Here is a 24,569-nt window from a genome sequence, read left to right on the forward strand (position 1 = left end):
TTCCCGCCTCGAGGGGTGACCGGCTCTGCATTCCTGCCCCGGACCGAGGGCATCCGACACTCCTGTCGCCCATCCGGCCCTTCGCGGCGAACGTACGGTGCGGCCGAGCGCCTACGATCGGCCGGTGGGAGTTCCCGAACAGGCTACAGCGGGCGGCACGCTGACACGCCGTGGCACGGCGGCGGCCCTCGCCGGGTGCTGCCACCCCGGCCCGGTGGCGGCGGTCACCGCGCTGATGACCGCGCTCGCGGTGATCGCCGGGCAGAGCGGCGGGCGGGCGGCGGTCACCGCGGCGGCGGTACTGACCGGGCAGCTCTCGGTCGGCTGGGCCAACGACGCCTATGACGCGCCGCGGGACCTGGCCGCCGGGCGGCGCGGCAAGCCCGTCGTGGACGGGGCGATCGGGGTGAGGGCGGTGTGGACGGCGGCCCTCGTGGCCCTCGTGCTGTGCGTGCCGCTGTCGCTGGGCTGCGGGTGGCGGGCCGGGGCCGTGCACGTCACCGGCGTGGCCGCCGCGTGGGGGTACGACCTGTGGCTGAAGGCCACGGTCTGGTCGTGGCTGCCGTACGCGGTCGGGTTCGCGTCGCTGCCGGCGTTCGTGGTGCTCGGCACGGAGGGGCATCCGTGGCCGCCTTGGTGGCTGGTCGCGGCGGGGGCGCTGCTCGGCGTGGGCGCGCACCTGGGCGACGTCCTCCCGGACATCGGCGGCGACCTCGCGCTCGGCGTCCGCGGCTGGCCCCAGCGGCTGGGCCCCACCCGCGCCCGCCTCCTCCTCCCGGCCCCGCTGGTAGCGGCCACCGCGGCCCTGACGCTCGGCCCGCGGGGACACCCCGGCTCCCTGGCCCTGGCGGGCCTGGCAGCCGCACTCCTGATCGCCCTGACAGGCACGGCGATGGGCCGCAAAACCCCCCGGGCGGCCTTCGCGGCAGCGGTAGCGGTAGCAACCCTGGACGTCACCCTCCTCCTGACCCACGGCTCCACCCTGACCTGACCGCCGTCCTCATCCGCAGCGCCGTCGTGGCTGGTCGCGCAGTTCCCCGCGCCCCTTTGGGGCACCCAACCGGGGCATGTCGCGCCCACGCGGCGGAGCCGCCTGTCGAATGCAGCCCCGCGCCCCTTTGGGCACTCAACCGGGGGGCTTGAGATGGCGACGGCGAGCCACCACAACAGGGGCGCGGGGAACGGCGCGAACGGCCACAGCGGCGCCGCGGCCGGGTGCGGAGGGAACCTCTACGGCGGGTGGCCGTCAGGGGCGCGGGGAACTGCGCGAACAGCCACGACGGCGGCGCGGTCGGCAGCGTGCCGTAGCCCCCACGGCGGTGGCCGTCAGCCACGACGGCGGCGCGGGCGGGTGCGGAGGGAACCCCTGCGGCGGGTCGCCGTCAGCCGCAGCCGGCAGCATGCCGTAACCCTTACGGCGGGTGGCCGTTCAGAACATAATGCAAAGCATGAGCTCGGTGATCAGCGTCGCGTCCGGCGCCCTCCTGATCGCCGGGGCGGCAGCCGCCCTGTTCTGGGTGGTCCGCGGGCGCCGCGGCTTCGGCACCCCCGCCGACCGCGCTGCGTTCGCCACGCTGCACTCCGCCTCCCTCGCCGCCCCGCTGCTGCGCGACGGCCTCACCGAGGAGTCCGCCCGCCGAGCGGCCAGGCATCTGCGCGCCCTCCTCGGCACCCCCGCCCTCGCCGTGATCGGCGACAACGTCCTGCTCGCCTGGGAGGGCCCGGGCCGCAAGCACGCCCCGCAGGCCGTCGCGCACGCGCAGGACGCGATCCGCGCCGGACGCCCCTGGGTGGTGCCCGCCGAGGTGATCGACTGCGGGCACGTCGACTGCCCGGTGCGGAGCGCCGTCGTGGTGCCCCTGGTCGTGGACGGCCTCGTCGTCGGCGCGCTGTCGGTGTACGTCCGGCAGGTCTCCGCGGGCCTGGTGCGCGCCGCGGGCGAGGTCGCGCACTGGATGATCTCGCAGCTCGAACTCGCCGAGCTCGACCGCTCCCGCACCCGGATGATGGAGGCCGAACTGCGCGCGCTGCGCGCCCAGATCTCCCCGCACTTCGTCTACAACTCGCTGACCGCCATAGCCTCGTTCGTCCGTACCGACCCCGACCAGGCCCGCGAACTGCTGCTGGAGTTCGCCGAGCTGACCCGCTACAGCCTGCGCAGGCACGGCCAGTTCAGTACCCTCGCCGAGGAACTGCGCTCGGTGGACCGCTACTTGCGGCTTGAGCGGGCCAGGTTCGGCGACCGGCTGCGGGTCGATCTGCTGATCGCCCCCGAGGTCCTGCCGGTGGCCGTGCCGTTCCTGTGCCTGCAGCCGATCGTGGAGAACGCCGTGCGGCACGGCCTCGGCCCCAAGTCGACTCCCGGGAGGATCACGATCAGAGCCGAGGACGCCGGCGCGGAGTGCCGGATCAGTGTGGAGGACGACGGGGTGGGCATGGACCCGGAGGAGGTGCGGGTGCGGCTGGCCGGTGAGGCCGAGGACGACTCGCTCGGCCTCGGCAACGTGGACGAGCGGCTGCGCGCGGTGTTCGGCGACGAGTACGGCCTCGTCGTGGAGACCGCGCTCGGCGCCGGCACCAAGGTCAACGTCCGGGTGCCCAAGTACCACAGCGGAGTGCGCGCCTCATGAAACCCCTTGCCGTACTGGCGGTCGACGACGAGCCGCCCGCGCTGGAGGACCTGACGTACCTGCTGCGCGGCGACCGCCGGATCGGCCAGGTGCTGGCGGCGGGCAGCAGCGACGCGGCGCTGCGGCTGCTGGAGGTCGAGACGGTCGACGCGGTGTTCCTCGACATCCGGATGCCGGGCCTCGACGGACTCGACCTGGTACGGGTGCTGAGCCGGTTCGCCCGGCCGCCGGCCGTCGTCTTCGTCACCGCCTACGAGGACTTCGCGGTGGACGCCTTCGCCCTCAAGGCGTGCGACTACCTGCTCAAACCGGTGGGCCGGGACCGGCTCGCCGAGGCGGTGCGCCGGGTCGCGGCACTGATCGACGCCGGCGGGGCGGTCGCGGCGGCCGAACGCGGCGCCGCCCCGGCCCCGGTGGAGCGGATCCCGGTCGACCTCGGCGGGGTGACCCGGTTCGTCTCGCGCGACGAGGTGGCGTACGTCGAGGCGCAGGGCGACTACGTCAGGCTGCACACCGGCGGCAACTCCCCGCTGGTGCGGATCTCGCTGGCGGTGCTGGAAGAGCGCTGGGTGCCGCACGGATTCCTGCGCATCCACCGGCGGTTCCTGGTCTCGCTGCCGCACGTGGAGGAGCTGCGCTCGGACGCCGGGCACTGGACGGTACGGGTGGCGGGCAGCGAACTCCCGGTCAGCCGCCGCCACTCGCGCGAGCTGCGGGACGTCCTGGTGCGCTGGACCCCGGCCGCCGGCCAGGGGCCGTCATGAGCGGCGAGCCGGGCGTCCCGCCGCCGCGCCGGGTCACCGTCTCCGGGCCGCGCCGCAACCGTACCGGCGGCTACTCCGCGCGGGCCGGCGCGGCCGACCTGCACGCGCAGCCGCGCCTCGGCCAGGTCTACGTACGCTCCCTGGTGCGCGACCAACTCCGGCTCTCACTCGGCGTGTTGACCGTCCTCGTGGTGGTGCTCGGCGGCCTGCCGGCCGCGTTCGCGCTGGCCCCCTCGCTGCGCACCACCGAGGTCTTCGGCATCCGGCTGGCCTGGCTGCTGCTCGGCGTCGTCGCCTACCCGCTGCTGGTGGGCACCGCGTGGTTCCACGTCCGGCACGCCGAGCGGGTGGAGCGGGACTTCACCGACCTGCTGGGCGACGCCAAGGCGGACGACGGCTCCGCGCGGACCGAGCCCGGCAGCGGAGCCGGATGAACCCCGCGCTCGGCCTGGCCGCACTCGCCGTCGTGATCGTCGCCACCATCGCCTTCGGCGTGTACGGGCTGCGGCTGTCCCGGGCCACCTCGGACTTCTACGTCGCCTCCCGGGAGATCTCCCCGCTGTGGAACGCCTCCGCGATCGGCGGCGAGTACCTGTCGGCGGCGTCCTTCCTCGGCGTGGCCGGCCTGGTCATGGCCTACGGCGTGGACATGCTGGCCTATCCGGTCGGCTACACCGCCGGCTACCTGGTGCTCCTGCTGCTGGTGGCCGCCCCGCTGCGCCGCTCCGGCGCCTACACGCTGCCGGACTTCGCCGAGGAGCGGCTCGGCTCGACCGCCGTGCGGCGGGTGGCCGGCGTGCTCGTCGCCGTCATCGCCTGGCTGTACCTGGTGCCGCAGCTGCAAGGCGCGGGCCTGACCCTCCAGACGGTGACCGGCGCGCCGCGCTGGACCGGCGCGGTGGTCGTGGCGGTGGTGGTGACCGGGGTGGCGGCGACCGGCGGGATGCGCAGCGTCACGCTCGTCCAGGGCTTCCAGTTCTGGCTGAAGCTGACCGCCATCGCGGTGCCCGCGGTCTTCCTGGTGCTGGCCTGGCGCTCGGCCGGCGCCCCCGCGCTGACCGGCCAGGACGTGCCGCGGTTCAGCCACAGCACGGTGGTACGCATCCAGGACCCGGTCCGGTTCGACGTGACCGAGCCGGTGACCGTCCGGGTGCGCGGCGGCCTCGACGGCACCGACTACCGCGGCCGGCCGGAGCAGGCCGTGCGGCTCGCCGACGGCGAACACTCCGTCAAGGGCGGGGCCAGCCTGACCTTCCCGGCCGGCGTGCCGGTGCCGCACCAGGTGGGCCTGGCGCCGGCCTCCGGCGCGAAGTGGGCGGCGCCGCTGTCCGGCGCGGGCGGGCGCTCGCATCCGCTCTACGCGGTGTACTCGATCCTGCTGGCCACCTTCCTCGGCACCATGGGCCTGCCGCACGTCCTGGTGCGCTTCTACACCAACCCCGACGGCCGGGCCGCCCGCCGTACGACGCTGCTCGTCCTGGTGCTGCTCAGCGTCTTCTACCTGATCCCCACGGTGTACGGGGCGCTCGGCCGGGTGCTCGCGCCGCAACTGCTGCTGACCGGGCAGACCGACACCGCCGTGCTCGTGCTGCCGCAGCTCACCCAGGCGGGCGAGGGCGGCAAGCTGCTCGCGGCGCTCGCCACCGCAGGAGCGTTCGCCGCTTTCGTGTCCACCGCCTCGGGGCTGACCGTCTCGGTGGCCGGCGTGGTCGCCCAGGACCTGCTGCGCGGCTCCACCCGCGGCTTTCGCTGGGCGTCGCTCGCGGCCGGGGTGCCGCCGCTCGTGATGGCCACCGCCACCGACGGGCTGCCGGTGGCCGACGCGATCGGGCTGGCGTTCGCGGTCGCCGCCTCGTCCTTCTGCCCGCTGCTCGTGCTCGGCATCTGGTGGCGGGGTCTGACGGACCTGGGTGCGCTGGCCGGACTGGTGGCGGGCGGCGGGCTCGCCGCGGTGGCGGTGGTGCTCACCAGCGTGCGCGGGCCCGGCCGCGGCTGGTCGGCCGCGCTGCTCGAACAGCCCGCCGCCTGGACCGTGCCGGTGGCCTTCGCCGTCATGGTGACGGTCTCGCTGCTGACCAGGCACCGGCTCTCGGCGCCCGACGTCGACCGGGTCATGCTGCGCATGCACCTGCCCGAGGAGGTCGGCGCCCAGCCGGCCGCCCCGGCCGTCCCCGTGCCCGCCGCGCGCCGCACCGGAATCCGGCGGCCGTCCGCTCCCTGACCGGCGGGAAACGGCCGGCAGCCGGTCGAACGGCCGTCCTGCCGTCGAACCGCTGGGCGTACCGCGCCGACCGTCCGGCGAACGGACCGTACCGCTCACCGACAGCCGCTGTACGCCGCTGGCCGGGCGGTGACCGTTTTCCTACCTTGGCGCGGGGGCCGGCAGCGGCCCCCGGCAGTCGCAGTACCTCAATGAGGAGGGAAACCCGCAGATGAGTACCAGCACCGCAGCCGGTCCCGCGCCCGTCGCCGCGGACACCATCGCAGACCCCGGGCCGCTCGGCCTGGCCGGATTCGCGTCCACCACCTTCGTACTCAGCTCGTTCAACGCCCACTTGATCGACCAGAACCTCCTCACCGTGGTACTGCCGCTCGCGCTGTTCTACGGCGGCCTGGCCCAACTCCTCGCCGGCATGTGGGAGTTCCGCAAGGGCAACACCTTCGGGGCGACCGCCTTCGTGTCGTACGGCGCCTTCTGGCTGTCCTACGCGGCCTATGTGAAGTTCGTGGTCGGCACCCTGCCGCCGGACACCGCGAACCAGGCGACCGGCCTCTACCTGGTGGTGTGGGCGGTGTTCACCGTCTACATGACGGTGGCCGCGCTGCGCACCAACGCGGCACTGCTCGCGGTGTTCGCCGCGCTGGCGGTGACCTTCATCGTGCTGGCCATCGGCGAGTTCGACACCTCCGTCGGCATCACCAAGGTCGGCGGCTGGATCGGCCTGGTCACCGCGGTCTTCGCCTGGTACGCCTCGTTCGCCGTCGTCACCAACTCGACCTGGAAGCGGCCGGTCGTGCCGCTCTTCCCGCTCACCGGTGCGGCTCTCGGCCGGCGCGGCGGACCGATCGAGGGACCGCACGAATGAGCGACGAAACACTCTCCAACCTGCTGCGGGAGGAACGCCGCTTCCCGCCGCCCGCCGAGCTGGCCGCGTCGGCCAACGTCACGGCGGCGGCGTACGAGGAGGCGGCGGCCGACCCCGACGCGTTCTGGGCGGCGGCGGCGAACAGGCTGGAGTGGGCGGAGCCCTGGACGCAGGTGAGCGACTGGAGCGGGGCGCCGTTCGCCCGCTGGTTCATCGGCGGCCGGCTCAACGTCGCGGACAACTGCGTCGACCGGCACGTACGGGCCGGGCACGGCGACCGGGTCGCCTTCCACTGGGAGGGCGAGCCCGGCGACACCAGGACGCTGACCTACGCCGACCTCAAGGACGAGGTCAGCCGGGCGGCCAACGCGCTGACCGGGCTCGGGGTCGGGGCCGGCGACCGGGTGGCGATCTACATGCCGATGATCCCGGAGACCGTGGTCGCGATGCTGGCCTGCGCCCGGATCGGCGCCCCGCACACGGTGGTGTTCGGCGGCTTCTCCGCCGACGCGCTGCGCGGCCGGATCCTGGACTGCGACGCCCATGTGGTGATCACCGCCGACGGCGGCTACCGCAAGGGCAGCGCCTCGGCGCTCAAGCCCGCGGTGGACGAGGCCGTGGCGCAGTGCCCCGACGTGCGCAGCGTGCTGGTGGTCCGCAGGACCGGCCAGGACGTGGCGTGGACTCCAGGCCGGGACGTGTGGTGGCACGACGTGGTGGACGGCCAGTCGGCCGAGCACCGGCCGGAGGCGTTCGACAGCGAGCACCCGCTCTACATCATGTACACCTCCGGCACCACCGCCCGCCCCAAGGGCATCCTGCACACCACCGGCGGCTACCTCACCCAGGCCGCCTGGACGCACTGGGCGGTCTTCGACGTCAAGCCCGAGCAGGACGTCTACTGGACGGCCGCCGACATCGGCTGGGTCACCGGCCACTCCTACATCGTCTACGGACCGCTGGCCAACGGGGTGACCTCGGTGCTCTACGAGGGCACCCCCGACACCCCGCACCAGGGCCGCTGGTGGGAGATCGTGCAGAAGTACAAGGTGTCGATCCTGTACTGCGCGCCCACCGCGATCCGCACCTTCATGAAGTGGGGCGACGAGATCCCGGGCCGCTACGACCTGTCGTCGCTGCGGCTGCTCGGCTCGGTCGGCGAGCCGATCAACCCCGAGGCGTGGATGTGGTATCGGCAGGCGATCGGCGGTGACCGCTGCCCGGTGATGGACACCTGGTGGCAGACCGAGACCGGCGCCCAGATGATCAGCCCGCTCCCCGGGGTGAGCACCTGCAAGCCGGGCTCCGCGCTGCGACCGCTGCCGGGCATCTCCGCCGAGGTCGTGGACGACCGCGGCAACCCGGTGCCCAACGGCTCGGGCGGCTACCTGGTGCTGACCCAGCCGTGGCCCGGGATGCTGCGCACCATCTGGGGTGACGAGAAGCGGTACATCGAGACCTACTGGTCCCGCTTCCCCGGCTGGTACTTCGCGGGCGACGGCGCCAAGAAGGACGACGACGGCGACATCTGGCTGCTCGGCCGGGTGGACGACGTGATGAACGTGTCGGGGCACCGGATCTCCACCACGGAGGTGGAGTCCGCACTGGTGTCCCACCCGCTGGTCGCCGAGGCGGCCGTGGTCGGCGCCGCCGACCCGACCACCGGGCAGGGCATCGTCGCGTTCGTGATCCTGCGGGCGAACGGCGAGCAGGCCGCGGCCGACGCCGGCGGGGACGAGGTGGCCAGGCAGCTGCGGGCACACGTGTCCAAGGAGATCGGGCCGATCGCCAGGCCGCGGCAGATCCTGGTGGTGGCCGAACTGCCCAAGACCCGCTCCGGCAAGATCATGCGCAGGCTGCTGCGGGACATCGCGGAGAAGCGGGTGCTCGGCGATGTCACCACGCTGACCGACTCCACCGTGATGGACGCGATCCGCGAGCGGCTGCCGGCCAGTTCACCGTCCGCCGGCGGGGGAGACGAGGAGTAGCGCACCCCCCGGCACCCCGCACTGCCCGCAGGGCCCGCATCCCGTCCGGGGATGCGGGCCCTACCTCTGGGCCGGCACCGGCTCCCGCCGCCTGACCCGCTCCACCCCGCGGCAGTACGACAGGCCCTCCAGCGGCAGCCCGGCGAAGAACCGGGTGACCAGGTCGGCGAGTTCGACCGTCCGCTCCAGGAACAGCATGTGGTCGGCGCCCGCCACCTCCACGAACCAGCTCTCCGTGCACGCCTCGGCGACCTGCCGGCACAGCTCGGGAGTGGTGAAGGAGTCGTACTCACCGGTCGCCACCAGCACCGGCGGCAGCGGCGGCCGGGTGGCGTCCACCATCTCGTGGTTCAGCAGCCGGTAGGTGTTCGCGCAGGTCTGCGCGGCCTCGCCCTCCGGCAGGTTGGCCAGCCTGCGCAGCAGGAAGCGACGGACCCGGGCGCCGGACTCGATGCCGGCCAGCCGGTCGCGGTTCATCAGGATGTCCACCGCGCCCTGCGCGTACTCCTCCATCCGGCGCGCCTCCAGATGCTCGATGGTGCGGCGCATGGCGGCCCTGGCGTGCGCCGGGATCGACGTCATGGTGCCGATCAGCGCCACCCGCAGCACCCGGCCGGGATGCCGCTGGGCGATCCGGTAGGCGATGGCGGTGCCGTACGAGCCGCCGATGATGTTGACCTCGCGCAGCCCGTTCTCGTCGAGCATCTGGCAGACGGCGTCGGCCAGCGAGTCCACGCCGTGGTGGTCGGGCAGCAGGTCGCCGGCCCCCCAGCCCGGCGGATCGACCGTCAGCACGTCCATATGGGCCAGGAACTCGCGTTCGATCCGGCCCCAGGTCTCCTTGCGCTGGAACGCGCCGCCGATCATCAGCAGCGGGGCCATGCGCGGGGCGGAGGTGCGCACGAGCCGGGACTCGCAGTGGTAGCCCTCCCAGACGTGGGAGCGCACGACCGCCGGCTGCGGTACGGACGGTGCGCCAGGGTGCGGGACGGAGGTGAACGACGTCATCCTCTTCCTTCGGTTACGGCGGCACAGCCACGGGTGGCGGCACCCGTGCGTCCCGCCGCCGAAGGAGGGCCGCCGGGGGTCCCGCGGCACTTGCTCGGTGCTAACGCCGAGATCACCTCAATGGATGCGCGCCGCGGACTCGCTCACCCGTTTGCGACACCCGGGACCGCCCGCACCGTGACGGCCGCCGTCAGCTCTCGCTCCGGTGTTTGATCCACAGCACCGCGCCCGCGGCGGCCGCGGTGACGCCGATCGCCACCGGCACGTAGCTGCGCCACTGGTCCTGCGAGACGCGGTTCAGCCGGGCGCCGACCTGGGCGCCGGACTCCTGGGTCGCCTCGGCGACCTCACCGACCCTGGCCCTGGCCCTGTCGGGCGTTCTGACCGCCGTCTCCCGCAGCCGCTCCACCGCCTTGGCTGCCACGGCCTTGGCCTCGGTGGCCTTCTCCGCGGCCACCGCCTTCGCCTCCGTCGCCTTCTCCACGGCTGCCGCCTTCGCCTCGGTGGCCTTCTCGGCCGCCACCGCCTTCGCCTCCGTCGCCTTCTCCACGGCGGCCGCCTTCGCCTCGGTCGTCTTCTCGCTCGCCTTGGCCTTCGTCTGCGCGGCCTTGGCCTTCACCCGCGCGGGCACGTCCGCCCTGGCCGCGAGCTCCTCCACGGTCTCGCCCAACTGCTCGCGGGTGTCCTCGATGCCGTCCCGGAGCCCGTCAAGGCCCGGATCACTGGGGCCGGCCTGCTGCTCGCCGCCGGTGCCACCGTCGCCGTGGGTCATCGCTTCGCCCTTTCCTTGATGGTTTCCAGGTCGTCCTTCACGCTCTCGACCGCCTCGCCGGGCACGGGCGGAACCGCCCGGGACAGCTGGCGCCTGCCCAGCAGCCCCAGCACCCCGGCCAGTACCAGCAGCGCGCCCGCCACCACGAGCGAGGCCGCCCACACCGACAGCGGCAAGGCGGCGATCACGGTCACCACCAGCGCCGCGGCGCCGAAGAAGGCGGCCAGCGCGGCCGCGCCGAACAAGCCGCCGCCGATACCCGCCCGCTTGCCCTTCTGCGCCAACTCCGCCTGGGCGAGCTGCATCTCCTGCCGGACGAGCTGTGAGATCTGCTCGGTTCCCTGCTTCACCAGGGCGCTCACCGACTTCTCGGCCGGCTCGCTCCCGGTGGCAGCCGGCTGCCTGTGATCCACGCCTTCGCTCAATTCGGCCACCGCCTGTGCCTTCCCGCACGAATGTCTCCTACCGGGCGGGTGTCCCGAGGCGGCGAATGAAAACCGGTCAGTGGGGGGCGGGCGGCCTCATTCGCCTCCGTCGGGCGGTGGCGGACCGTCACACCTCCAGGTCGTCCTCGATCCTGCCGAGCTGGTGGCGGGCCATGGCGAGGTTCGCGCGGGACCGGTCGAGGGCCAGGTAGAGGAACAGGGCGCTCTTGCCGCGGCCCTTGAGCAGCCGGATGAGGTGGTACTGCGAGCCGAGCGTGATCAGGATGTCCTCGATGCCGTCCTTGAGGCCGAGCAGTTCCATGGTGCGGGCCTTGGCCCGCACCACGTCGGTGTTGCCGGCCGCGGCCACGGTCAGGTCCAGATCCTTTCCGCCGCCCAGCGTGCCGAGCGCCATACCGCTGCTGTAGTCGACGAGGGCGACGCCGATGACTCCCTCGATGGAGGTCATCGCGTCCTTGAGTGCGGTCTCGGTGTTGGCCATGGTGGGGTGGTTTCCTTCCGTTCGGTTCTCTCGATGTGCGGTGGGTGCTTGTCGGTGTGCTGTGTGCGCGGTTCGCACCTGGGCGGTACGGGGCCGCGCCGGTCGGGCGGTCATGACGGCCTGGCGTCCTCCAGCCGGTCCTGGGTGCCGTCGATCAGCTGGGCGATCCGGGCCCCGGCCCTGCGGGCCTCCAGGTGCAGCCGCCCCACGTTGACCCGCGGCCCGGCGAGCACGGTGAGGGCGCAGACCGGGCCGGCGGCGTAGATCGCCACGCAGCCGTCCTCGCCGCGGACCAGCAGTTCGCGGAAGGCGGCCCGGCCGGTGGCGTCGGTCAGCCGCAGCCCGATGCCGAGCGCGGCGGCGGTGAGCGCGGCCACGCCGGCGGCGGCCTCGGGGCCGGCCGCGGGAATGTCCTCGGCCAGCACCATGCCGTCCACACCGGCGGCGAGCGCCCCGCTGACCTCCGGCACCTGGGTCCGCAGCCGTTCCAACTCGGCCCGTATGTCCGCCTCGTGGGCCATCGCCCTTCTCCTTCCGGCGCGCTGCCTGACGGTCCGCCTCATGACGGCCCGGGTCGTGCCGCTCCAGGTGGCGTGACCCTCACAGATGTGCCTCCAATGCGTCCCGCAGCCGGCGCAGCATGGTGACGTCGGCGCCGCCGGTGATGTCGCTGAGCCAACTGGTCTGCGGTGCGGGGAGGCCGGCGGCCCGGTCGGCACCGGTGACCGGGATCTCCAGCCGGCCGGCCAGCGCCAGCCGGCGTACGTCCACCAGCGTGTGGAACGCCGGCCGGCCGAGCAGCACGGCGATCTCCGCGGCGGTCCTGGTGCCGTCGGCCAGGTCGAGCACCGCCCGCTGCCTGCGGGTGGCCGGCGGCAGCCGGCCGGTCCGGCGGCGCAGCAGCGGCGCGGTGTCCAGTCGCGGGCACGGCCAGACCTCTTCGAGGAAGCGCCTGCGGCGGCGCGTCTCGCGCTCCACCTCGGTCACCGGCACCGGGCGCACCGCGCCGAACCAGTGCACCGCGCCGTGCCGGAACCGGCTCGGCCCGCCGCCGGGCGCCAGCACGAAGAACGCCGCGTCGAACAGCGCGCCGAGGTGGCTGATCTCCAACTCGCCCTCGGACAGCAGGTGGTGGTCGATCAGCTGGCGGGAGACAGCGGTCTTCGGGCCGGCCCGGTCCAGCGCGTCGAGCCACGCCTCGGCCGACAGCCGGCCACCACCGGTCAGCAGCACCTCGATGCCCGGCGCCCGCGGGCTCTCCGCGTGCACCACCGCGCCGTCGGCCAGATACAGCACGCCGGTGTCGCGCAGCAGCGCGCCGGTCGCCCGCTCCCCGGCGAGCCTGGCCAGCATCGGCGACAGCGCCGGGGGCGCGACGGGATCGCGGGGCGGCGCCGCCGGCGCCGGCGGCGAGGTGGCGCTCACGCCAGCACCAGCCGTTCGGCCAGTTCGCGCAGCCGCAGCATGGCCAGCGCCAGGTTGGCCTGCGCCCGGTCCAGCCAGAGGTGCAGGAAGACGCCGTCGCCGTATGGCACCGGGACGAACCGCAGTACGTGGTATCCGGCGCCGGTGACGACGATGACGTCCTCGACCGGCGGCTGCGTCGGCGTTCCGTCCGGGGCCTGCTCCGCCGCCGCGAAGACCGGGTGTTCGGCCGCCGCCCGGGCGAACTCGGCGGTCTCCGCCGCCATGCCCTCGTGGTCGCCGCCCGGCGCGTCCCCGGCCTGCCCGAGTGCGAGCCCGCTGACCCACTCCACCAGGGCGGCCCCGCGCGCCCCCGGCACGGCCATGGCTTCGACCAGACACTCGTCGATCCCTGACACCCGACTCCCCTCGCCCCACCACCAGCCGCTCCGCGCGGCTCCCCGGTGACTGCGAAGTTACGCAACGTGGCACTCGTCTCGGGGAGTTCGGGCATTTTCCTGCGGTACATGCACCGCCGTGCCCTAGAATCCGCCCCTCCGGGGTGATGGGGTGGTCGGGAGCCGGGCGGTCGGGGGCGGGGAGGCGGGCGCGCTTGGCCGGTCAGCTCACCCGGCGGCCGTGGCGGGCTGCGGCCTTGCGGTCCGCAGCCGGGTGGGCCCGGCGTCCAGCGGGCTGCCGGGACAGAGGCGGGGACCCCGACCTGCGTCCGCAGCCGGGCGAACCGGCGCTCAGCGGCCGGCCGGGACCGACGCGGAGGCCCCCGCCGGAGCCGGGTCGTGCCGCCGGCCCGCTTCGTGCCGGCCGGCCTCCCGCAACGCCGCCGCGCGTAGTGCTTCGACCGCGTCGAACACGTCGCAGTACGTGACGTGCAGCGCGTTGTAGCCGAAGCGCAGCAGGTCGGGCGCGGGCACGTCGCCGATCACTCCGCGGTCGCGTAGGGCGCGCATCAGCCGGGGGGCGGCGCAGTGCCGCAGGAGCAGTTGGCTGGCCCGTCGCTCGGCGGACCGCGGGGTGGCCAGTTCGAAGCCGAGGCCGTCGAGCAGTTCGTCGACGCAGTCGATGAAGAAGGCGCCCAACTCCACGCTCTTCGCCCGGATCTCGTACGGGTCGAGGCCGTCGTACGCGTCGAGGGCCGCGTCCAGGGCGACCAGCGACAGCAGCGGCGGCGAGCCGATCCGCAGCCGCGCGATGCCGTCGTCCGCCGCGGTCGTGGAGGCGGCCGGGTCCTGGCAGCCGGTGAGCGGCAGGTCGAGCGCGCCATGGTGCCGGGCGGCCGCGTAGATGTACGCGGGCGCGCCCGGCCCGCCGGACAGGAACGCCTCGCCGCAGCCGACCGCCAGGTCGACCAGGTCCGCGTCCAGCGCCAGCGGCACCGCGCCGGTGACCTGGCACAGGTCCCACACCGCGACCGCGCCCGCCCGGTGCGCGGCGGCGGTCAGTGCGCGGATGCCGAACAGTTCGCCGGTGCGGAGGTCCACCGGGCCCGCCGCCGTGACCGCGACCTGCTCGCCGTACTCCGCCAGTGCCTCCGGGAACCGGGCCGCCGGCACCTGGCGCAGTTCGAGGCCGAGCATCCGGGCCGCCGAGCCGGCCAGATACCGGTCGGTGCGGAAGCCGCACGAGTCGACCATGATCAGCCGCCGGTCCGGCCGCAGCCGGGCGGCGGCGCCGACCGCGTTGAACAGCTGTACCGAGATGGAGTCGCCGACCAGCGTCTGGCCGGGCGCGGCCCCCAGCAGCCGGCCGATCCGGTCGCCGACCAGCCGTGGCGCCGCCGACCAGCACTCGCCGCTGCGGCCGCGCACCAGATCGTCACCCCACTGCTGGGCGATCGTCCGGCCGACGGTGTCCCGCACCCCCGCCGGCGGCACCCCCAGCGAGTGGCCGTTCAGATAGACCTGGCCGTCGCCGAGCGCGAAATCCTTCCGTACCCACGCGAGCGGATCCGCACGGTCGAGCCGCTCCGCCGTGCCCCTGCTGGTCATCTGCGGCACCTCCCGCGATGGGATACGGATTCCGACGGGTTGCCAGGAATGTGCGTTTTCACTGAGCCTGCCGCCCGGGCCGCGTCACGTGGACACCCCCGTGGCCCGCGCCGAGGACCGGGCGGCAGGCCGCCATTACTTGGAGAATGGTTACTTCGGATTACCCGTGAGACATACCCGTTCAACCCCTGACGGGGCGGATGGCATATTCACCTGAGGTTGAATTTCATCGAGGTGGGAGCCGGGTTTGCGGGGCACTCTGTTCCGTTGGTTCATTTCGCTCTTCCCCCGTTCGCAGAGCTCCGATCCATAGGAAACCGTAGTGGCAGGCGATTTCGGCTGTCAAACGTTCTCCGGGCGGAACCTCTCGGCCCCATATGATTTCCCCGGGCGTATCGACCGCTGGGGCAACCCGCGGTAACAGTGCCGGCCGGCCCGGCCCGCCGCCCGGCGGCGACTCCCGGACGGGGGTACGGGCTGTGACTGGCGCGGCCGCGCAGCGTACCGTCGAACCTCGGCCGCTTCCCGTGGGGGCGCGCCATCCGTCAACTTTCCCGGGAGATCGGAGAGATCATGGATCCGTACCCGGCCGATGGCCCGAAAGGCTCCCATGAAAGCTGAGATCGCCGTGCCCGACGGTGCACGGCACACCCGGATCCTCGGTGTGGGCGCGTACCGCCCGAGGCGGGTCGTCGACAACGCCGAGGTCTGCCGGCACATCGACTCCTCCGACGAGTGGATCCGCTCCAGGTCGGGCATCGTGACCCGGCGCTGGGCGTCCCCCGACGAGACGCTGGGTGTGATGGCGGAGCAGGCCGCGATAAAGGCGATCGCGGCGGCCGGGCTGACCCCCGACCAGATCGGGTGTGTCATCGCGGCGACCTTCACGCACCTGATGCAGACCCCGGCGATCGCCACCGAGATCGCCGACCGGATCGGCGCCGTCGGGGCCGCGGGCTTCGACATCTCGGCGGGCTGCGCGGGCTTCGTGCACGGCGTGGTGCTGGCCTCGGACTCGGTGCGCGCCCGCGGCGGCCATGTGCTGGTGGTCGGGGTGGAGCGGATGACCGACCTGCTGGACCTGACGGACCGTTCGACGGCGTTCATCTTCGGTGACGGCGCGGGCGCGGTCGTCGTCGGCCCGTCCGACACGCCCGGCATCGGCCCGGCCGTGTGGGGCGCCGACGGCTCGCAGGCCGACGCGATCACCCAGAGCGCGCCGTGGGACGCGCTCAAGGACGATCCGGGGCGGGACTTCCCGGTGCTGCGGCAGGACGGCCAGCGGGTGTTCCGCTGGGCGGTCTACGAGATGTCCAAGGTGGCCAGGCAGGCGCTCGACGCGGCCGGCATCGGCCCCGAGGACCTGGACGCGTTCGTCCCGCACCAGGCCAACGAGCGGATCATCGACAGCATGACCAGGTCGATGGGGCTGCCGGCCCGGGTCGCGGTGGCCAAGGACATCATCACCACGGGCAACACCTCGGGCGCCTCGGTGCCGCTGGCGATGGACCAGCTGCTCAACTCCGGCACCGCGCACTCCGGCGACACCGCGCTGCTGCTCGGCTACGGCGCGGGCCTGTCGTACGCGGCGGTGGTGGCCACCCTGCCGTAGACCCCGCCGTGGCCGGGCGGGCTCCCCGCGGGCGCGGCAGGCCCGGGGAGCCACGGCGCCAGGGCGCCCCGGGCGGCGGGCTCGTCCCGCCGCGCGCGGGGCGCGTCAGCCGCAGCGGTCGGCGGCTAAGTCCGCGGCCCGCTGCGGGTCGCGGACGGCCTCCTGGCCCGTGCTGAGGCCGGGTTCGCGCACCGCGTCCGCGCCCTCCTCGGCGAGCAGCGCGTCGAGCTGGGCGGCGCAGTCGGACGGCTCGATCGAGTAGCCGGCCAGGAAGCCGTCCACCACCGCGCTGACGAAGTCAGGGCCGAAGTCGCGGCCGGCCATCAGCCTGCGGTAGACCAGCGGCCCCGCCAACTGGTCTATGGCCAGGTCCAGATCCAGGTCGGCGGCCAGCTCACCGCGGTCCACCGCCTCGCCGAGCACCTTGCGGGATATCGCGGAGCCGGCCTCGTACAGCGCGCTCTTCATCTGGCCGAACTTCGGGTCCACACCGGCCCGTTCGATCACCGCCCGGATGCCGTTGTCGGCCACCGGGTCGTGCAGCAGCACGCGCAGCGTGTCCAGTTCCTGGATCAGGTCCTCGCGCAGGCTCCCGGTGGGCGCCGAATGCGCGGCCTGTATCCGGCTCAGGATGGCGTCCTTGAGCATGCTCGTGGTGTCCGCCCAGTGCCGGTAGAGCGTGGTGCGGCCGACCCCGCTGCGGGCCGCCACGGCGACATGGGTCACCGCCGACCAGCCGTGCTCGACCAGCAGTTCCTGCGCGGCCACCAGCGCCGCCGCGCGGCTGCGCGCCGCCCGCGGATCGGATCCGCGCGGCGCGGCCTCCCACGCGTCGTCCGGCTCTTTGGACGTCGACATCGCGTCTCCCCCTTCGTGTCCGTGCCGCCGTACGAGGCGGAACCTGCGCTCCGGCCCCGGACCGGTGGGTCCGGGGCCGGTCCCCGTCAGGCGCGGGACGCCTGCCCCCACGGCGAACGCTTCTGGTAACGGGGGCGCCAGGTCTTACGGTAAAGGAACCGGATCGGCGGCGGCACGAGGGCGAGCACCTTCTGCTCGGTGCCCGCGGAGGCCTCGTCCAGCAGCCACGGGAAGAACTGCGCGGTGCCGGCGGTGCCGACCTGCCTGCGCTGCTCCTCGCCGAAAGCGTCCCAGTCCTTTTCGTTCAGCACCGCGTCGATCAGCGGCAACCCGTCGTTCTCCTCATGGGCCAGGTGATCGGTGAGCACCTGGTCCAACTGCTCGGCGTCCGCCCGCAGTCCGCCGGTGTCGCCGCTCGTCAGCCGGGAGCCGATCCGGGCCATCAGCGGGTCGAGCGAGGCGTGTTCGGCCTCCATCGCGTCCAGCAGCGCCAGCCGTTCGGGGGCGGTGCCCATCTTGGCCCGCAGCGGCGGCCACAGCACGCTGTCCTCGGCGGAGTGGTGCACATGCAGGTAGTAGGTGAACGTCGTCCAGCCCGCCCGGAACGCGCGGAGGTCGCCCGTGGTGCTGTCGGCGGCCCGGGCCAGCCGGGCCGTGTCGCGCCGGAAAGCGTCGTGCGCCGCATACATCATGGTGAAGTCAAGCCTGGACTGCGCACCGATGCCGGTGTTGGTACTCATGCGTTGCCTCCTTGTGGTGTGTGTGCGGAGTGCGTGCTCGGCAGGCGGGTCGGGTCAGCCGGAGAAACCGGCAGATATTTCTACGGAAACCATTGTTGAACCCCCCGTCGCCAAAGGTGTATACCGGTTGCGCCATTACCCGTCGACTCGCGTGGGACACCTTGTACCGGAATTCCGGCCGGACCGTCCAGCCGGAGCGCCGGGCGAATTCGGCGGACAGAACAGAGTGACCCCATGAATGATCCCAGACGAAGCGTGACAGTCGGAGAGATCAAGCCATTGGGCGGACTTTATTCAGCGGTCGGTGAAACTCGGAATGGCCGCCGTCGTGCCAGCTCAAAGGGAAGTACGCCGCCGAGCGCCGCGAAACTGCCGGGAGCGGTACTGGCTGAAAGTCGCGGGACCGGTGACGGGCGGTGTCACCCCCGCGGTCCGGCCGCCGCCCGCAGCGCCGCCACCAGCCGGTCGGCGACTTCGGTGCGCACCCAGGCCAGGGTCTCGCCCCCGGTGCGCCGCGGCACCGTCTCGATCAGCATGATCAGGCACAGGTAGCAGCGGTAGAGCGCGATCCGCCGCAGGGCCGGGCCGTCGAAGTCGCCCCGGCCGCCGCCGGCCGCGTAGCCGGACAGGAAGGCCGAGTCCCGCTCGGCGTCGCCGAGCAGCAGCGACAGCGAGGCGAAGTCCGCCAGCGGATCGCCCCACATCATCCGCTCGCCGTCGATCAGCGCGCTGATCCGGCGCTCGCCGGCCGGCCCGTCCAGCAGGATGTTGCCGGGCCACAGGTCGAAGTGCACCAGCGCCGGCACGGTGACCTCCGCCAGCACCGGCGCTGCGGCGGCCAGCTGCTCCCGGATCGAGTCCACCGGCAGCGGCAGCCAGGCGTCGTACCTGACCGCGTCGTCGAGCACCGCGTCGGTCATCGCGCCGAAGGCCGCCGCCCACCGGTCGGTGAGCGGTCCGGTGCTCTGCGCCGGATAGCCGAAGGCCGGTCCGCGTACCGCGTGCAACCGGGCCATCAGCGAGCCGAGTTCGCAGCGCAGCCGGTCCCGTTCGAGGCAGGCCATCGTGCCGGCCACGCCGTACCAGGGCACTCCGGGGCGGTGGCTCATCAGCAGGTACGGGTCGGCCGCCTCCGCGCACTCCGCGGCCAGCAGCGCCGGCGCCGGCACCTCGGCCTCGGCGGCGTGCCGGTAGAACAGCGCCTCGCCGTAGAGCAGTTCGGCCTCGTAGCGCAGCCGGGGCAGGTCGGGGGACGGCGGCACCTTGAGCACGAGGCGCTCGCCGCCGGTCAGCTCGACCACGTACAGCCCGTTGTACGTGCCGCCGGTCAGCGGCGCGTGCCGGACGATCCGGCCGGCCGGTATGCCGGCCCGCCCCAGCAGCGCGGTGACCCGCTCGCCGGTCCGCTCCTGCGCCTCCGCCGTCATCGTGGTCCCCGTCCCCGTGCTGCCACCTGGATACGAACGTGTGTCCGTACCGCCTGGCACCTTACGCCGCCGCGGGGCGGGTTCGCGGCAGGCAACGCCGGTGCCGCCGGGGGAGTAGCGGTGCTGCGGCGGGCGGGTGCTTCTGCGGCCGGCGGCGATTAGCGCGGTCGGCGGCCGGTCATACAGACGTGCGGAGCATAAACGTCGGAAAATATGACAAATCATTCGCACGAGGAGTGGCATGACCCAGCAGACGGACGGGCCGATCGCCGAGCTGACGGCCGGCGACGCCGCCGGCGACCCCGCGGGCGGCGGGCCCCGCCGCCGCAGAAGGCTGCTGCCGTGGAAGCACAAGCGCGACCTGACCCCCGATCAGCGCCGCCGCCGGCGGCTGGCCACCCGCGGCGCGCTCGGAGTGTGCGTGATCTGCGTCGGGACGGTGGGCTGGTCGGTCGGAAAGGCACTCACCTACCCGGGCAAGGACAGCAACCAGGCCAGGCTCGCCGAGTGGGCCCGCGACCACGAGCTGGGCTTCGTGGTGAACAAGCTGGAGGACGTGCAGTACAAGATGAACCCGCCCAAGGTCGGCGGCAGCCTCTCCGCCGAGGCGCTGGCCCGGATGAACGCCACCGCCCCCGCGGCGGCCGCCCCGGCCCCCGCCCAGGTACCGGCCAAGGCGCTGGTGCCGCTGCGCGCCCCGATGCGCCCGCTGGTCAGCCCCGGCCTGCCCGGCGAGGGCGTCTACCGCACGCTGGCCAGCGCCCACGGCCAGCCGATCGTGCAGGGCACCTACGTACGCCCCGACGACGAGCACACCTCCTACGAGGCCGCCGTCGCCTGGATCAGCGGCAAGTACTCGCGCTTCCAGCTGCACCCCGGCGCCCGCGAGCCCGGCGGCAGCTTCTCGGTGCCGCCGACCATCCCCAAGGGACAGCGCACCGGCCTGGTCGCCACCTGGAACGGCGGCTTCCGGGTCACCGACGGCGGCTCCCGCGGCGGCTTCTACCTCAACGGCCAGACGGCCGGCGAGCTGCGTGACGGCACCGCGTCCGAGGTGTTCTACCGCGACGGCTCGATCAAGATCGGGGAGTGGGGCCGCGACGTGCACATGACGCCGGATGTCGTCGGCGTCAGGCAGTGCCTCGAGCTGATGGTGGACGGCGGCCGTGTCGTGCCCGACATCGGCGACGACTCCAAGTGGGGCGTCACCGACCAGAGCAAGATGTACGTCCAGCGGTCCGGCGTCGGCATCACCGCGCAGGGCGACATCATCATGGTCGTCGGCCAGGCGCTCACCGCCCAGACGCTGGCCGACCTGCTCCAGCGGGCCGGCGCCGTACGCGCGATGCCGCTGGACATGAACCGGGCCTGGCCGTCGTTCATGTCCTACGACGGCAGCCACGACCCGTCGAACCCGAAGCCCACCAACATCCTGGACTTCGAGGACCCGCCGGACCGCTACTACGTCGAGGCCACCCGCGACTTCGTGGCGGTCTACGGCCGCTGACCCCGGCACGGGCCGCCGCGCCCCCGAAGGTCCCCGTCCGGCGGAAAAGCTCTACCCTCGGAGCCATGGCTGAACAGGACAAGCCCACGGGGACCGGCCCCAGCGTGCGGGTGGACAGCTGGATCTGGTGCGTACGGCTCACCCGGTCCCGGTCGCTGGCCGCCGCGGCCTGCCGGGCCGGGCACGTACGGGTCAACGGGGAACGGGTCAAGCCCGCGCAGGCGGTGCGCGCCGGCGACGAGGTGCGGCTGCTGCACGCCGGCCGGGAGCGGGTCGTGGTGGTCTCCAAGGTGCTCAGCAAACGGGTCGGGGCGCCCGCCGCCGTCGAGGCGTACGTGGACAACAGCCCGCCCCCGCCGCCGCGCGAGGACGTACTCGCGCTCGGCATGCGCGACCGCGGCGCCGGCCGGCCGACCAAGCGCGACCGGCGCGAGATGGAACGGCTGCGGCTGCACGGCTCCGCCCGCCGCCCCCCGGCGGGCTGAGCCGTGGACACGGCCGGCACCAGGTCGCCCGAGCAGCTCTTCGAGGAGCACCGCCCGCTGCTGACCGGCCTGGCCTACCGGATGCTCGGCAGCATGTGGGACGCGGAGGACACCGTCCAGGAGGCGTATCTGCGCTGGACGCGGGCCGACCGCGACGGGATCCGCGAACCGCGCGCCTACCTGGTCACCGTCGTGTCCCGGCTCGCGCTCGACCAGCTGCGCTCGGCGCGCGCCACCCGGGAGGCGTACCCGGGGCCGTGGCTGCCCGAGCCGGTGGACACCGCGGCGGTCGGACCGCTCGACACCGCCGAACTGCGCGACACCCTGTCCTACGCCACCCTGCACCTGATGGAGCGGCTGACCCCGCCCGAGCGCGCGGTCTTCGTGCTGCGCGAGGCGTTCGAGCTGCCCTACGACGCCGTCGCCGACATCGTCGGCATGCCGGCCGCCACCTGCCGCCAGCTGCGGCACCGGGCCTCCGCCCGGCTCAGCGACGCCCGCGGCGGCGACCGTTTCCAGCCGTCAGGCGAGGAGCACACTCGGCTGCTGAACCGGCTGATCGACGCCGCCGGGGGCGGCGACATGGCGGCGCTCGCCGACCTGTTCAGCCAGGACGTGGTGGCCTGGAACGACGGCGGCGGCAAGACCCGCGCGGCGCTGCGCCCGGTGATAGGGCGCGAGCACGTCATCGCCTTCGTGGCCGGCCTGCTGGAGCGCTACCAGGTGGACGAGATCCGGCTCACCGAGGCCAACGGCGGCCCCGCGCTGCGGCTGACGATCGACGGCCGCCCGCAGATCACCCTGCTCGACGTGCGGGACGGCCTGATCCAGGGCGTGTTCGTGGTACTCAACCCGGACAAGCTGACGCACCTGGCGGAGGACTGAGGCGGGCCCGGCCGGCGCGGGACCGGGCTGTCAGAGGGCGCCGCTAGTGTGGTGAACCGGACTCAGGCGGGGCGACGGAACCGGATGGCCGGCGGAGGGGGGAAAGCGGATGGGCAGGCCCGCGGACGTACTCGCCCGAGCCGACCGGCTGCGCGGCGCCGCCGCGACCCTGATCGCCGACCACGACCTCGCGAAGGCCGCCGTGGCCGCCGCGGTCGAGCCGCTGCTCGACGAGCGGGTGGCCCGGGAGCTCGACGGCATGCCCGTCGCCCGGCTGCGGGACGCCACCCGGGGCACGCTGGCCGTCACCGCGCTCGAACAGGCCGGAATCGGCAGCGTCGGACAGGTGGCCGCCGCCACCGCCTACCAACTGCGCGCGCTGCCCGGCATCGGAGCGGCCACCGCCGCCCAACTGCTCACCGCCGCCGAGCAGATCGCCAGAGCCGCGCGGGACGGCGTCACCGTACGCATCGACGTCGAACGGCAGGACCCGCGGGATGACGCGCTGATCGCCGCGCTCGGCCGGCTGCTCACCGCAGGACCCGAACTCAGTCGGCACCGCAGGGCCGCCGAGCAGACCGTCGGCGACCTCGACGCGCTGCTGCCCGGCGCCCGCCCGGCCCGCAGCAGGATGCGGATGCTCGCCATGGGCGGCCGGCGGCGCGAGCAGGTGATGGCGGCGGTCGCCGGACTCGACGCGCTGCTCACCGCCGCCGACCGCGCCGACGTGCTGGAACAGCTCACCCAGTCCATCGTCGACCTGCTGCGCAGCCCGCCGCCGGCCGCCGAGGCCCGGATCGACTTCGAGCTGCGCGCGGCCGACTACTACAGCGTGCTGGACACCCTCGCCGGGCCCGCGCCGGCCGCCGCCGAGGGCCACCTGCCGTCCGACCTCGTCCAACGGGTGCGCGCCCAGCCGCTCGACGACGCGTACCTGCGGGTGTCGCTGCGCGGCTACCAGGAGTTCGGCGCGCGCTTCGCGCTCGTCCAGGAACGGGTGGTGCTCGGTGACGAGATGGGGCTCGGCAAGACCGTCGAGGCCATCGCCGTCCTCGCCCACCTCGCGGCCGGCGGCGAGCGCCGCTTCCTGGTGGTCTGCCCGCCGGGGCTGCTGGTCAACTGGACCCGCGAGATCACCGCGCGCAGCACCCTGACGCCGGTGCGGGTGCACGGGCCCGGCCGGCAGCGCGCCTATCGCGACTGGCTGCGGGACGGCGGGGTCGCCGTCACCACCTTCGACACCCTGCACACCCTGGAACCGCCGGTCGCGGAACCACCGCCGGCGCCGCCGGGCGGGAGCGGCGGCTCCCGGCGCAGGGCCGAACGCGCGGAGCGGGCCGCCCGCGCCGCCCGGATCGCCTCGGCCGGGCGCGTGCGGCCCGGCACGCTCGACCTGCTGGTGGTCGACGAGGCGCACTTCGCGAAGAACCCCGCCACCCGGCGGTCCCGGTCGGTCGCCAACTGGACCGGCGGGGCCCGGCGCGCGCTCTACCTCACCGGCACCCCGATGGAGAACCGGCTCGAGGAGTTCCGCACGCTGGTGGAGTACCTGCGGCCCCGGCTGACGGACATGGTCAGCAAGGCGGACGCGGCGGCCGACCCGGCGGCGTTCCGGGCCGCCATCGCCCCGGCGTACCTGCGGCGCAACCGGCAGGACGTGCTGACCGAGCTGCCGGAGCTCGTACACACCGACGAGTGGGCGGAGTTCAGCACCGCCGATCTCGCCGCGTACCGGGCGGCGGTCGAGGCCGGCAACTTCGCGGCGATGCGGCGCGCGGCCTACGCGGACCCCGCGCACTCCGCCAAACTGCGCCGGCTGCGCGACCTGGTGGCGGAGGCGGCGACCAACGGGCTCAAGGTGGTGGTCTTCTCCTGCTACCGCGAGGTGCTCGCCGCCGTGCACGGCGCGCTCGGCGGCAGCCGCGAGGGGGCGGCGCTGCACGGCCCGCTGACCGGGGCGGTGCCGGCCGACGGACGGCAGCAGCTGGTCGACGAGTTCAGCGCGGCACCCGGCCACGCGGTGCTCGTCGCGCAGATCCAGGCAGGCGGGATCGGCCTCAACCTGCAGGCCGCGTCGGTGGTCGTGCTGTGCGAGCCGCAGCTCACGCCGGCGACCGAGAGCCAGGCGGTCTCCCGGGCGCACCGGATGGGCCAGATACGCGGGGTCCGCGTGCACCGGCTGCTCGCGGCGGACAGCGTGGACCAGCGGTTGGTCGACCTGCTGGGCGCGAAGTCACGCCTTTTCGACGAGTACGCGCGGCGGAGCGACGTCGCGGAGGCGGCGCCCGAGGCGCTGGACATCTCGGAACAGTCCCTGGCCCGCCAGGTGGTGGCCCACGAACAGCTCCGCCTGGCGCTTCCCGCTTCGCGCTGAGCCGAAGCAACGGTGACGGGCAGTGGGCCAGGCGCGGGCCGGCGGTGGCTGGTCGCGCAGTTTCGCGCGCCCCTGAAAAGCCCCGCCGGTTGCGCC

General features: G+C 73.8%; 23 protein-coding genes. 12 read left to right on the forward strand and 11 right to left on the reverse strand.

Annotated features, from left to right (window positions below; translation table 11 throughout):
• Positions 1–124: 124 nt before the first annotated feature.
• The 7 genes from ACQPW6_RS35680 to acs all read left to right on the forward strand — a co-directional run bounded on the left by ACQPW6_RS35680 (position 125) and on the right by acs (position 8,468).
• Positions 125–991, forward strand: coding sequence for a UbiA family prenyltransferase (locus ACQPW6_RS35680; RefSeq protein ID WP_433893867.1), 867 nt, complete (start codon positions 125–127; stop codon positions 989–991).
• A 448-nt stretch (positions 992–1,439) separates the two neighbouring features.
• The gene (locus tag ACQPW6_RS35685; protein ID WP_433893868.1) at positions 1,440–2,630 is read left to right on the forward strand and encodes a sensor histidine kinase; all 1,191 of its coding nucleotides are present in this window, start codon (positions 1,440–1,442) and stop codon (positions 2,628–2,630) included.
• Positions 2,627–3,394, forward strand: coding sequence for a LytR/AlgR family response regulator transcription factor (locus ACQPW6_RS35690; RefSeq protein WP_433893869.1), 768 nt, complete (start codon positions 2,627–2,629; stop codon positions 3,392–3,394). The genes ACQPW6_RS35685 and ACQPW6_RS35690 overlap by 4 nt, the downstream gene beginning before the upstream one ends.
• On the forward strand, positions 3,391–3,828 hold the full coding sequence (locus ACQPW6_RS35695; RefSeq protein ID WP_433893870.1) for a hypothetical protein: 438 nt from the start codon (positions 3,391–3,393) through the stop codon (positions 3,826–3,828). Before ACQPW6_RS35690 ends, ACQPW6_RS35695 begins: the two co-directional genes overlap by 4 nt.
• Positions 3,825–5,615: a cation acetate symporter gene (locus tag ACQPW6_RS35700; protein WP_433893871.1), complete on the forward strand. Its 1,791-nt coding sequence runs from the start codon at positions 3,825–3,827 to the stop codon at positions 5,613–5,615. The genes ACQPW6_RS35695 and ACQPW6_RS35700 overlap by 4 nt, the downstream gene beginning before the upstream one ends.
• A 211-nt stretch (positions 5,616–5,826) precedes the next feature.
• On the forward strand, positions 5,827–6,480 hold the full coding sequence (locus ACQPW6_RS35705; protein ID WP_433893872.1) for an acetate uptake transporter: 654 nt from the start codon (positions 5,827–5,829) through the stop codon (positions 6,478–6,480).
• Positions 6,477–8,468: an acetate--CoA ligase gene (gene acs / locus ACQPW6_RS35710; protein ID WP_433893873.1), complete on the forward strand. Its 1,992-nt coding sequence runs from the start codon at positions 6,477–6,479 to the stop codon at positions 8,466–8,468. Before ACQPW6_RS35705 ends, acs begins: the two co-directional genes overlap by 4 nt.
• 60 nt (positions 8,469–8,528) lie before the next feature.
• Here the strand turns inward: acs and ACQPW6_RS35715 are convergent, their stop codons facing one another.
• The 8 genes from ACQPW6_RS35715 to ACQPW6_RS35750 all read right to left on the reverse strand — a co-directional run bounded on the left by ACQPW6_RS35715 (position 8,529) and on the right by ACQPW6_RS35750 (position 14,585).
• Positions 8,529–9,476, reverse strand: a complete 948-nt coding sequence (locus ACQPW6_RS35715) for an alpha/beta fold hydrolase (protein ID WP_433893874.1) — start codon at positions 9,474–9,476, stop codon at positions 8,529–8,531.
• A gap of 190 nt (positions 9,477–9,666) precedes the next feature.
• Entirely contained in the window at positions 9,667–10,248 is a 582-nt protein-coding gene (locus ACQPW6_RS35720; RefSeq protein WP_433893875.1) for a DUF3618 domain-containing protein, read from the reverse strand.
• Positions 10,245–10,673 (reverse strand): phage holin family protein, encoded by a 429-nt coding sequence (locus ACQPW6_RS35725; protein ID WP_433894764.1) that lies wholly within the window; start codon positions 10,671–10,673, stop codon positions 10,245–10,247. Before ACQPW6_RS35725 ends, ACQPW6_RS35720 begins: the two co-directional genes overlap by 4 nt.
• A 127-nt stretch (positions 10,674–10,800) precedes the next feature.
• A complete protein-coding gene (locus tag ACQPW6_RS35730) occupies positions 10,801–11,175 on the reverse strand; it encodes a hypothetical protein (RefSeq protein WP_433893876.1) in 375 nt (124 codons plus the stop codon).
• Positions 11,176–11,285: 110 nt separating this feature from the next.
• Positions 11,286–11,696: a roadblock/LC7 domain-containing protein gene (locus ACQPW6_RS35735; protein ID WP_433893877.1), complete on the reverse strand. Its 411-nt coding sequence runs from the start codon at positions 11,694–11,696 to the stop codon at positions 11,286–11,288.
• A gap of 79 nt (positions 11,697–11,775) precedes the next feature.
• Positions 11,776–12,528, reverse strand: a complete 753-nt coding sequence (locus tag ACQPW6_RS35740) for a transcriptional regulator (RefSeq protein ID WP_433894765.1) — start codon at positions 12,526–12,528, stop codon at positions 11,776–11,778.
• 68 nt (positions 12,529–12,596) lie between these two features.
• The gene (locus tag ACQPW6_RS35745) at positions 12,597–12,998 is read right to left on the reverse strand and encodes a hypothetical protein (RefSeq protein ID WP_433893878.1); all 402 of its coding nucleotides are present in this window, start codon (positions 12,996–12,998) and stop codon (positions 12,597–12,599) included.
• 330 nt (positions 12,999–13,328) lie between these two features.
• On the reverse strand, positions 13,329–14,585 hold the full coding sequence (locus ACQPW6_RS35750; RefSeq protein ID WP_433893879.1) for a kynureninase/PvdN C-terminal domain-containing protein: 1,257 nt from the start codon (positions 14,583–14,585) through the stop codon (positions 13,329–13,331).
• A 610-nt stretch (positions 14,586–15,195) separates the two neighbouring features.
• Between ACQPW6_RS35750 and ACQPW6_RS35755 the strand changes: the two genes are divergently transcribed.
• Entirely contained in the window at positions 15,196–16,197 is a 1,002-nt protein-coding gene (locus tag ACQPW6_RS35755; RefSeq protein WP_433893880.1) for a beta-ketoacyl-ACP synthase III, read from the forward strand.
• Between the two features lie 105 nt (positions 16,198–16,302).
• Here ACQPW6_RS35755 and ACQPW6_RS35760 read toward each other — a convergent pair whose 3' ends face one another.
• From ACQPW6_RS35760 to ACQPW6_RS35770, 3 genes are all read right to left on the reverse strand, one after another.
• Complete coding sequence (locus ACQPW6_RS35760; RefSeq protein ID WP_433893881.1) at positions 16,303–17,055, reverse strand: TetR/AcrR family transcriptional regulator; 753 nt, start codon at positions 17,053–17,055, stop codon at positions 16,303–16,305.
• An 86-nt stretch (positions 17,056–17,141) separates the two neighbouring features.
• Positions 17,142–17,795, reverse strand: a complete 654-nt coding sequence (locus ACQPW6_RS35765; RefSeq protein WP_433893882.1) for a hemerythrin domain-containing protein — start codon at positions 17,793–17,795, stop codon at positions 17,142–17,144.
• Between the two features lie 419 nt (positions 17,796–18,214).
• A complete protein-coding gene (locus ACQPW6_RS35770) occupies positions 18,215–19,222 on the reverse strand; it encodes a phosphotransferase family protein (protein WP_433893883.1) in 1,008 nt (335 codons plus the stop codon).
• 241 nt (positions 19,223–19,463) lie between these two features.
• Between ACQPW6_RS35770 and ACQPW6_RS35775 the strand changes: the two genes are divergently transcribed.
• From ACQPW6_RS35775 to ACQPW6_RS35790, 4 genes are all read left to right on the forward strand, one after another.
• On the forward strand, positions 19,464–20,729 hold the full coding sequence (locus ACQPW6_RS35775) for a phosphodiester glycosidase family protein (protein ID WP_433893884.1): 1,266 nt from the start codon (positions 19,464–19,466) through the stop codon (positions 20,727–20,729).
• A gap of 65 nt (positions 20,730–20,794) precedes the next feature.
• Positions 20,795–21,214 (forward strand): RNA-binding S4 domain-containing protein, encoded by a 420-nt coding sequence (locus ACQPW6_RS35780; protein ID WP_433893885.1) that lies wholly within the window; start codon positions 20,795–20,797, stop codon positions 21,212–21,214.
• A 3-nt stretch (positions 21,215–21,217) separates the two neighbouring features.
• The gene (sigJ, locus tag ACQPW6_RS35785; protein WP_433893886.1) at positions 21,218–22,099 is read left to right on the forward strand and encodes an RNA polymerase sigma factor SigJ; all 882 of its coding nucleotides are present in this window, start codon (positions 21,218–21,220) and stop codon (positions 22,097–22,099) included.
• 109 nt (positions 22,100–22,208) lie between these two features.
• Complete coding sequence (locus tag ACQPW6_RS35790) at positions 22,209–24,473, forward strand: DEAD/DEAH box helicase (RefSeq protein ID WP_433893887.1); 2,265 nt, start codon at positions 22,209–22,211, stop codon at positions 24,471–24,473.
• Positions 24,474–24,569 lie beyond the last annotated feature (96 nt).

The organism is Streptomyces sp. CA-111067 (genome assembly GCF_050956065.1).
GTDB lineage: Bacteria > Actinomycetota > Actinomycetes > Streptomycetales > Streptomycetaceae > Actinacidiphila.

Bases quoted from the DNA above. Each gene is read 5' to 3' on its own strand.
- ACQPW6_RS35685 (WP_433893868.1), top strand. From the start codon at position 1,440: ATGCAAAGCATGAGCTCGGTGATCAGCGTCGCGTCCGGCGCCCTCCTG.
- ACQPW6_RS35690 (WP_433893869.1), top strand. From the start codon at position 2,627: ATGAAACCCCTTGCCGTACTGGCGGTCGACGACGAGCCGCCCGCGCTG.
- ACQPW6_RS35695 (WP_433893870.1), top strand. From the start codon at position 3,391: ATGAGCGGCGAGCCGGGCGTCCCGCCGCCGCGCCGGGTCACCGTCTCC.
- ACQPW6_RS35700 (WP_433893871.1), top strand. From the start codon at position 3,825: ATGAACCCCGCGCTCGGCCTGGCCGCACTCGCCGTCGTGATCGTCGCC.
- ACQPW6_RS35705 (WP_433893872.1), top strand. From the start codon at position 5,827: ATGAGTACCAGCACCGCAGCCGGTCCCGCGCCCGTCGCCGCGGACACC.
- acs (WP_433893873.1), top strand. From the start codon at position 6,477: ATGAGCGACGAAACACTCTCCAACCTGCTGCGGGAGGAACGCCGCTTC.
- ACQPW6_RS35715 (WP_433893874.1), bottom strand. From the start codon at position 9,476: ATGACGTCGTTCACCTCCGTCCCGCACCCTGGCGCACCGTCCGTACCG.
- ACQPW6_RS35720 (WP_433893875.1), bottom strand. From the start codon at position 10,248: ATGACCCACGGCGACGGTGGCACCGGCGGCGAGCAGCAGGCCGGCCCC.
- ACQPW6_RS35730 (WP_433893876.1), bottom strand. From the start codon at position 11,175: ATGGCCAACACCGAGACCGCACTCAAGGACGCGATGACCTCCATCGAG.
- ACQPW6_RS35735 (WP_433893877.1), bottom strand. From the start codon at position 11,696: ATGGCCCACGAGGCGGACATACGGGCCGAGTTGGAACGGCTGCGGACC.
- ACQPW6_RS35740 (WP_433894765.1), bottom strand. From the start codon at position 12,528: ATGCTGGCCAGGCTCGCCGGGGAGCGGGCGACCGGCGCGCTGCTGCGC.
- ACQPW6_RS35750 (WP_433893879.1), bottom strand. From the start codon at position 14,585: ATGACCAGCAGGGGCACGGCGGAGCGGCTCGACCGTGCGGATCCGCTC.
- ACQPW6_RS35755 (WP_433893880.1), top strand. From the start codon at position 15,196: ATGAAAGCTGAGATCGCCGTGCCCGACGGTGCACGGCACACCCGGATC.
- ACQPW6_RS35760 (WP_433893881.1), bottom strand. From the start codon at position 17,055: ATGTCGACGTCCAAAGAGCCGGACGACGCGTGGGAGGCCGCGCCGCGC.
- ACQPW6_RS35765 (WP_433893882.1), bottom strand. From the start codon at position 17,795: ATGAGTACCAACACCGGCATCGGTGCGCAGTCCAGGCTTGACTTCACC.
- ACQPW6_RS35770 (WP_433893883.1), bottom strand. From the start codon at position 19,222: ATGACGGCGGAGGCGCAGGAGCGGACCGGCGAGCGGGTCACCGCGCTG.
- ACQPW6_RS35775 (WP_433893884.1), top strand. From the start codon at position 19,464: ATGACCCAGCAGACGGACGGGCCGATCGCCGAGCTGACGGCCGGCGAC.
- ACQPW6_RS35780 (WP_433893885.1), top strand. From the start codon at position 20,795: ATGGCTGAACAGGACAAGCCCACGGGGACCGGCCCCAGCGTGCGGGTG.
- ACQPW6_RS35790 (WP_433893887.1), top strand. From the start codon at position 22,209: ATGGGCAGGCCCGCGGACGTACTCGCCCGAGCCGACCGGCTGCGCGGC.